Here is a 7,004-nt window from a genome sequence, read left to right as displayed (position 1 = left end):
CCCGCAGCACCGAGGCGGCGGCGACCGCCCGTACAACCGCGACCACCGCGGCACCGGCGACCGCCCCTACGGCCGCCGTGACGACCGGGGCGCGGGCTCCTCGTTCGCCCCGCGCCGCGACGACAAGCCGCGCTGGAAGCGCAACGGCTGAGCAAGGCCGTGGCTGAGCAGGGCCGTGGCTGAGCAGGGCCGTGGCTGAAGCAAGTGGCTGAAGCAAGGCCATGACCGAGGGCCCGTACGGAACTTCCGTACGGGCCCTCGGCAATTCCCGCTCCCCGCAAGGGGGTTGACCGGGCCGTGCGCGGGGCATCGCTGCGCACATGACAAATACAGCAGCGGATGGCGAGAAACCGCCCCCACAGTCCCCCGGCGCGGCCGGCGCGGCCTCCGACGAGGAGCGCCTCGCCGAACTCGGCTACACGCAGGTCCTCGCGCGCCGCATGTCCGCGTTCTCGAACTACGCGGTGTCCTTCACGATCATCTCCGTCCTGTCCGGCTGCCTGACCCTCTACCTCTTCGGCATGAACACCGGCGGGCCCGCGCTCATCACGTGGGGCTGGGTCGCCGTCGGCGCGATGACGCTGCTCGTCGGGCTCGCGATGGCGGAGATCTGTTCGGCGTACCCGACCTCGGCGGGGCTGTACTTCTGGGCGCACCAACTCGCCCCCGCGCGCTCGGCCGCCGCCTGGGCGTGGTTCACGGGCTGGTTCAACGTGCTCGGGCAGGTCGCCGTGACGGCGGGCATCGACTTCGGCGCGGCGAACTTCCTCGCCGCGTACCTGAACCTGGAGTTCGGCTTCGAGGTCACCCCCGGTCGCACGATCCTCCTCTTCGCCGCGATCCTCGTCCTGCACGGCCTCCTCAACACCTTCGGCGTCCGCATCGTCGGCCTGCTCAACAACGTCAGCGTGTGGTGGCACGTCGCGGGCGTCGCCGTCATCGTCGGGGCGCTCGCGCTCGTCCCCGATCACCATCAGTCGACTTCGTACGTCTTCACGCACTTCGAGAACCACACGGGCTTCGGGAGCGGCGCGTACGTCGTCCTGATCGGGCTGCTCATGGCGCAGTACACCTTCACGGGCTACGACGCCTCCGCGCACATGACCGAGGAGACGCACGACGCGGCGACGGCGGGCCCGAAGGGCATCGTCCGGTCGATCTGGACCTCGTGGATCGCCGGTTTCGTGCTGCTGCTCGGCTTCACGTACGCGATCCAGTCCTACGAGACCGCCAGGAACTCGCCCACCGGGGCGCCGCCCGCGCAGATCCTCCTGGACGCGGTCGGCGCGACGGGCGGCAAGCTCCTGCTCCTCGTCGTGATCGGCGCGCAACTCTTCTGCGGCATGGCCTCGGTGACCGCCAACAGCCGCATGATCTACGCCTTCTCGCGCGACAACGCGCTGCCGTTCTCGCGCCTGTGGCGCGCGGTGAGCCCGCGCACCCGCACGCCCGTCGCGGCCGTCTGGCTCGCGGCGCTCGGCGCGCTCGTCCTCGGACTCCCGTACCTGATCAACGAGACGGCGTACGCGGCCGTGACCTCGATCGCCGTCATCGGCCTCTACATCGCGTACGTCGTCCCGACCCTCCTCCGCCTGCGCAGGGGCGACGACTTCGCGCGCGGCCCCTGGCACCTGGGCCGCTGGTCCCGCCCGATCGGCATCGCGGCGGTCACGTGGGTCCTGGTGATCACGATCCTGTTCATGCTCCCGCAGGTCTCCCCGGTGACGGTCGAGACCTTCAACTACGCCCCGGCCGCCGTCCTGGTGGTCCTGGGCTTCGCGGCGACATGGTGGTTCGCCTCGGCCCGCACGTGGTTCCTGCGGGGGCGAGGCCCGACGGCGGAGGACTGAGCCGCCCTCGCGCGGACCACCCACGCCCCCCTGCCGCGCCGCCACCGCCCCCCGAACCACGTACCGAATCGGCCTCGCGCGGCCGGGGGGCTATGCTCGGGGGAGCACCACTGGGACCGTTAGCTCAATTGGCAGAGCAGTGGACTTTTAATCCATTGGTTGTGGGTTCGAGTCCCACACGGTCTACCGACGAGCGGGCGGGGGAATCTCCCCCCGGCCTGCCACCCAGCGCCTCGACCGGCTTCGGCCGACCGGGGCGCTTCGTCGTTTCCGGCGGCCCCGGCCGGACGGCGGGTACCCCTCGCACGTCCGTCGCCGCCACCCCGAGAAGCCCCTCCAGCTCAGCCACCGCCGTGTCCTCGTCCGTCGCATGGACGGTGGTGATGCCCAGCCCGGCGGCCGGCGGGAGGTTGATCGCCTGATCATCCACGAAGACGCACCGCTCGGCCGGCACGTCGACGAGACCGAGGGCGAGCTGGTAGATGGCCGGATCGGGTTTGGCGAGCCCTACGACTTCGGACACCACGTGCACGTCGAACAGGTCCCAGATGCCAACGTGCTCGTACGGGTTGAACGGATCGAGGCCGAAGCTGTTCGACAGCAACGCGAGCCGGTGACCGGCGGCGCGCGCGGCGCGGGCGAGCGCGACCATCCGAGCGGCCACAGGAACCTCGGCCCAGGCCCGCCCCATCAGGTTCACCGGATCGACGTGCTCTCCGAGAAGCCTGGCCGTGCCCTGGTTCCACTCGCGCTGCCCTATCTCGCCGATCTCCAACGCGGTGTAGAGACGCCGCCCTTCGGGGTGATCGTTGAGGACGCCGCGCCACGATCCTGGCGCCAGCCCCTCGGAGACGCACCAGGCGCGGTGGACGTCGGCGGGGGCGGCGGTGAGCACCCCGGCGAAATCGAGGATCAGGCCACGCCTGTCGGCTTTGCCCGTCACGTGTCGCATCCGGTGTTTGTCCTTTCCCGATCGGCCCTCGTCGCGATGGCTCTGGCCGTCGGTTCGAGGGTCGCACAAGGTGAACGCGCGCACGCTCAGAGTCAGAAAGTGCCGGCCATGGGGAACGGGCGTGGGGCACGCGGCATGGCCCGCAGCGCGGGCTGCTCCTCAGGGGCCGCTCTGGCGGTGGCCTCGGCCGGGGGCCCGCCCCAGGGGCTCGGCGGTGGGTTTTGGCCAATGGTGGGGGGTGGGTTGCCGGGGTGGGGTGGGGTTCGTACGGTTCCGGACTGAGGTGGTCGGGAGCGCTCCCAGTGGGCCCGGCCCTCGCCTCGCACGACGGGCCCCCACGGCCCTCCCCCCACGTTGTCCGAGGGAAGGAACCCTCCATGCACGTCACTCTTCGTCCCCGTCCCGCCCGGAAGGCGCGGGCCCTCGCCGCCGCGTTCGTGCTCGCCGCCGGGTCGCTCACCGCCGTCGCGGCGGCGGGCGGGTCCGCCGTCGCCGACGCGCAGACCTGCGAGCAGTTCGGCAGTGTGCCCACGCCCGGCGGGTACATCGTGCAGAACAACGCCTGGGGCACCACCGCCCCCCAGTGCGTCGACCAGTCGGGGAACGGGTTCACGCTGAGCCGCGCCGACGGCTCCGTTCCGACGAACGGCGCCCCGAAGTCGTACCCGTCGATCTACGCGGGCTGCCACTACACCAACTGCTCGCCCGGCACCGTCCTGCCCCGCCAGGTGAACGCGATCGGCAGCGCGCCGAGCCGGATCGCGTACCGCTACACGGACGGCGCGGTCTACGACGCCGCGTACGACATCTGGCTCGACCCGGAGCCGAAGACGGACGGCGTGAACCGCACCGAGATCATGATCTGGCTCAACAAGGTCGGCCCGGTCCAGCCCATCGGCTCCAAGACCGGCAACACGACGATCGCCGGGCAGAACTGGGACGTGTGGAAGGGCAACAACGGCTCCAACGACGTCGTTTCGTACGTGGCGCCCGGCGCGCTCGGAAGTCTCGACTTCGATGTGAAGGACTTCGTGAACGGCGCTGTCGCGGAGGGGCTGGCCACGCCGGACTGGTATCTCACCAGCGTCCAGGCGGGGTTCGAGCCGTGGGAGAACGGCGCGGGCCTCGCGGTGACGGACTTCTCGTTCAGCGTGGGGTGAGGCTGCGGTGTGAGAGGCGCACGGCCGGTCCGGGGGCGGTTCGTCGCCCCGGGCCGGCCGTCGCCCGGCCCGGACCGGCCGTCGCCCGGCCCGGAGCCGGACGGCTCACGCGTCACAGCGCGCGGACGAAGGTCTTCGCGCCGTTGTGGTAGTCGATCGTCAGGCCGGGAGTGGTGGGCCAGGGGGTGATCGAGGCGATCTCGGGGTGTGCCGCCGCCGTCAGGGTGGCCGCGAGCCAGGCGGCGGCGGGGGCCGTGTCGGGCGGGGGCGGGCCCTCGGTGGGGGTGCCGGTGGTGGCGGGGGCGGGGGAGTCGTGTTTCTCGGTGGGGGAGAGCTGGCCGATCAGGTGCCAGCGGTCCTCGCCGGAAGGGCGCGGGATCACCACGCCGAAGGGGTACTTCTTCTCGCCCGACTCCCCGAAGGTCCGGGTGGTGGGGAGCAGTTCCTTCAGGAAGGTCTGGAGTTGTTCCGGTCGCATGCGCAAGTCCCCTGTCTCGGTGGGCCATTCAGATAACGAGGCAGGGGGTCGCGCGTTGTGGTCAGGGGCGGGCGGCCCAGATCCGGCGGGTGGTGCGGACGGTCAAGTCCCGGCGTTCGGTGAGGCGTTCGGGGGCGATCAGGGTGTCCAGGGCCCTCAGGTCATCGGGGGACAGGGTCTCGGCGACCGTCGTGCGCAGGCGGGTCAGGCCGGCCAGGGCGTAGCGGGCGATCGCCGGGTTCTCGGGGGCCTCGATCCGTACGTCCAGGGTGCGTTCGTCCGCGATCGTGAAGCCCGCCTCCGTCAGTTTCGGTCCCCACTCGGCGCCCCGGTGCGGGACGTGCTCGGCGTGGAAGCGGTCGCTCGCGGTGTGCGCGCGCTCTTCGAGGGCCGCTTCCTCCCCTGCGGGCAGGAAGCGGGGGAATCCGGAGAGTTCGAGCAGGGCGAACAGCCCTTCGGGGGCCAGGAGTTCACGGACGTGGCGGAGGGCCTGGTCCGGGTCGGCCATGTGGTGCATCGAGGCCGAGGCCCAGACCAGGCCGGGGGTGCCGAGCTCGGGCCAGGCGGGCGCGTCCAGGTCGGCCTGCACCGTGCGTACGCGCCCCTCCAGGCCCGCCGCGCACGCCTTCTCGCGCAGCCGCTGGAGGTGCGGCGCGGAGGTGTCGACGGCCGTGACGTGCGCCTCGGGGAAACGGGCGAGGAGTGCGAAGGTCCCCGCGCCCGTGCCGGCGCCGAGGTCGACGATGTGGCGCGGCGCGGCGGTCAGCGGCAGCCAGTCGGTGAGCGAGGCGATATGCGAGGCGAGGACCTCGGCGTCGAGGTCGAGGACCTCGGCCTGGAGGGCGGAGAGGTCGGGGGAGTCGTGGGGGGTGGGCTCGTGGGGGTGGTGCGCGGGGGCGCCGTGCTCGTGGGGGCCGTGTGCGTGCGTGCCGTGTGCGTGCGTGCCGTGTGCGTGGGACATGCGTTCACGGTACGAAAAATATGCGTACGAGGCCCGGGCTCTGGCCTCTCGCGCAAGGCAGTGGGTCTTTCCGGTGCCGCAGGCGCAAGGGCGGGGGTGGTGGCGGTACGGGCTGGGGCGGCGCGTCAGCGCTCCGTACGGGCGGTGCCCCCGGTCCCGTCCGCCCGCTGGTGGCCCCGTCGCGCGTCCTTGTCGAAGATGCCGAGGAGCTCGCAGGGGCCCGACTCCGTGCCGATCGCGTGCGGGAGCATCGTGGGGAACTCGGCGGACTGGTTGGTCTCGACGCGGAAGCGGCGGTGGCCGAGGAGCAGCGTCGCCGTGCCGGAGAGGACCACGAGCCACTCGCGGCCGGGGTGGGCGCGCAGCTTCGAGGGCTTGTCGGGCGGCGGCTCCGTGAGGCGCTGCCGTACGACGGTGAGCCCCGGGTCGGCCTTCACCGGCCAGCGCATCTGGCCGCGCGCGGCGTCGGTCACCGGGTTGGTCACGACATCGTCCGACGCCGTCTCGACGAGCTGGTCGAGGCTCGTGTCGAGCGCGCGGGCGAGGGTGACGAGGCTGTCGAGCGCGAGGCGCCGTTGGCCGTTCTCGATCCGGCTCAGCGTGGACTGGCTGAGGTTCGCGCGGCGGGCCAGCTCTTCGAGCGACCAGCCCTGGGCGAGCCGCAGGGCGCGGACGCGCTTGCGTACGAGGCTGTCCAGGTCGTCATCGTCCGGCGTCATGGGCAAGAGGGTATGCGTCCTGGGCATGCGGAGTCATGGCGGTCATCGGGCTCGGTCGTCCTGCCCGTCAGCCCGTCATGCCCGTCGCGTCCGTCGTGCTCGTCGTGGCCGTCATGCCAGTGAGAGGAAGAGCTTCTCCAGGCGGCCGCGCAGCGCGTCCCTGTCCTCCGGGGAGCGCTTGCCCTCGTCGACCTCCGTCATGCACTGCTGGAGACCCGTCGCGATGATGGCGAACCCCGCGCGGTCGAGGGCGCGGGACGCGGCGGCGAGCTGGGTCACGACCTCCTCGCAGTCGCGGCCCTCCTCGATCATGCGGATCACGCCGGCGAGCTGCCCCTGCGCCCGCCGCAGGCGGTTGAGCGCCGACTTCAGTTCTTCGGCGGCCAGTTCGAGTTGCACCATCACGACTTCCTCTCCGTGCCGGGGGACAGGTCCCCGGTGATACCCCCGGGGGTAAGACTACTGCGCGGGGCGCGCCCGCCTGGGGCATGTGGGCCCGCGCGGGGCGGGGCGTCGTCCGGGCCCGTCCCGCCCTCAGGCCCGTACCGCCACCGCGTCGACCAGCATGAACGCCGCGACCGCGAGGAGCACGTACGCGAAGATCCGCCGCAGGAGCGGGCCCGAGAGGCGCGCCGCGAGGCGCCTGCCGTCCCAGGCGCCGAGGATCGCGGCGCCTGTGAACGGGGCGACGACGGCCCAGTCGAGCGCGTCCGCCGTGCCGGTGCGGGCGGTGAGGGCCGTCAGCGAGTTGACGGTGATGACGAGCAGACTCGTGCCGATCGCGCGGCGCATCGGCAGGCGCAGCACGCCGGTCAGGGCGGGTACGGCGAGGAAGCCGCCGCCCACGCCGAGCAGCCCTGTCACCGCGCCGAGGCCGGCGCCCG

General features: G+C 72.2%; 7 protein-coding genes, 1 tRNA gene and 1 pseudogene. 3 read left to right on the top strand and 6 right to left on the bottom strand.

Going from position 1 to position 7,004, the window contains the following annotated elements; all coding sequences use genetic code 11:
- Positions 1–320: 320 nt before the first annotated feature.
- Complete coding sequence (locus G3I42_RS17395; RefSeq protein ID WP_164287014.1) at positions 321–1,850, top strand: amino acid permease; 1,530 nt, start codon at positions 321–323, stop codon at positions 1,848–1,850.
- Between the two features lie 113 nt (positions 1,851–1,963).
- Positions 1,964–2,036, top strand: a tRNA-Lys gene (locus tag G3I42_RS17390).
- A 127-nt stretch (positions 2,037–2,163) separates the two neighbouring features.
- Here the strand turns inward: G3I42_RS17390 and G3I42_RS17385 are convergent.
- Positions 2,164–2,802: pseudogene (locus G3I42_RS17385) on the bottom strand (HAD-IA family hydrolase); the annotation flags it as partial.
- Between the two features lie 377 nt (positions 2,803–3,179).
- Between G3I42_RS17385 and G3I42_RS17380 the strand changes: the two are divergent.
- Positions 3,180–3,962, top strand: coding sequence for a glycoside hydrolase (locus tag G3I42_RS17380; protein WP_164287012.1), 783 nt, complete (start codon positions 3,180–3,182; stop codon positions 3,960–3,962).
- 112 nt (positions 3,963–4,074) lie between these two features.
- Here G3I42_RS17380 and G3I42_RS17375 read toward each other — a convergent pair whose 3' ends face one another.
- From G3I42_RS17375 to G3I42_RS17355, 5 genes are all read right to left on the bottom strand, one after another.
- Positions 4,075–4,440 (bottom strand): hypothetical protein, encoded by a 366-nt coding sequence (locus G3I42_RS17375; protein ID WP_164287011.1) that lies wholly within the window; start codon positions 4,438–4,440, stop codon positions 4,075–4,077.
- A 61-nt stretch (positions 4,441–4,501) separates the two neighbouring features.
- A complete protein-coding gene (locus G3I42_RS17370) occupies positions 4,502–5,401 on the bottom strand; it encodes a class I SAM-dependent methyltransferase (RefSeq protein WP_164287009.1) in 900 nt (299 codons plus the stop codon).
- Between the two features lie 125 nt (positions 5,402–5,526).
- The gene (locus tag G3I42_RS17365) at positions 5,527–6,120 is read right to left on the bottom strand and encodes an XRE family transcriptional regulator (protein ID WP_164287007.1); all 594 of its coding nucleotides are present in this window, start codon (positions 6,118–6,120) and stop codon (positions 5,527–5,529) included.
- Positions 6,121–6,231: 111 nt separating this feature from the next.
- On the bottom strand, positions 6,232–6,519 hold the full coding sequence (locus G3I42_RS17360) for a metal-sensitive transcriptional regulator (RefSeq protein WP_164287016.1): 288 nt from the start codon (positions 6,517–6,519) through the stop codon (positions 6,232–6,234).
- Between the two features lie 135 nt (positions 6,520–6,654).
- On the bottom strand, positions 6,655–7,004 hold a 350-nt coding region (locus G3I42_RS17355), incomplete at its 5' end, for a sulfite exporter TauE/SafE family protein (RefSeq protein ID WP_164287005.1).

It is taken from the genome of Streptomyces sp. SID11385, from assembly GCF_010548245.1.
In the GTDB taxonomy this organism is placed as follows: domain Bacteria; phylum Actinomycetota; class Actinomycetes; order Streptomycetales; family Streptomycetaceae; genus Streptomyces.
This window is presented reverse-complemented; position numbering and strand designations above follow the sequence as displayed.

What these genes read in the sequence shown, in the direction of transcription:
- G3I42_RS17395 (WP_164287014.1), top strand. Translation starts at nt 321, where the DNA reads ATGACAAATACAGCAGCGGATGGCGAGAAACCGCCCCCACAGTCCCCC.
- G3I42_RS17380 (WP_164287012.1), top strand. Translation starts at nt 3,180, where the DNA reads ATGCACGTCACTCTTCGTCCCCGTCCCGCCCGGAAGGCGCGGGCCCTC.
- G3I42_RS17375 (WP_164287011.1), bottom strand. Translation starts at nt 4,440, where the DNA reads ATGCGACCGGAACAACTCCAGACCTTCCTGAAGGAACTGCTCCCCACC.
- G3I42_RS17370 (WP_164287009.1), bottom strand. Translation starts at nt 5,401, where the DNA reads ATGTCCCACGCACACGGCACGCACGCACACGGCACGCACGCACACGGC.
- G3I42_RS17365 (WP_164287007.1), bottom strand. Translation starts at nt 6,120, where the DNA reads ATGACGCCGGACGATGACGACCTGGACAGCCTCGTACGCAAGCGCGTC.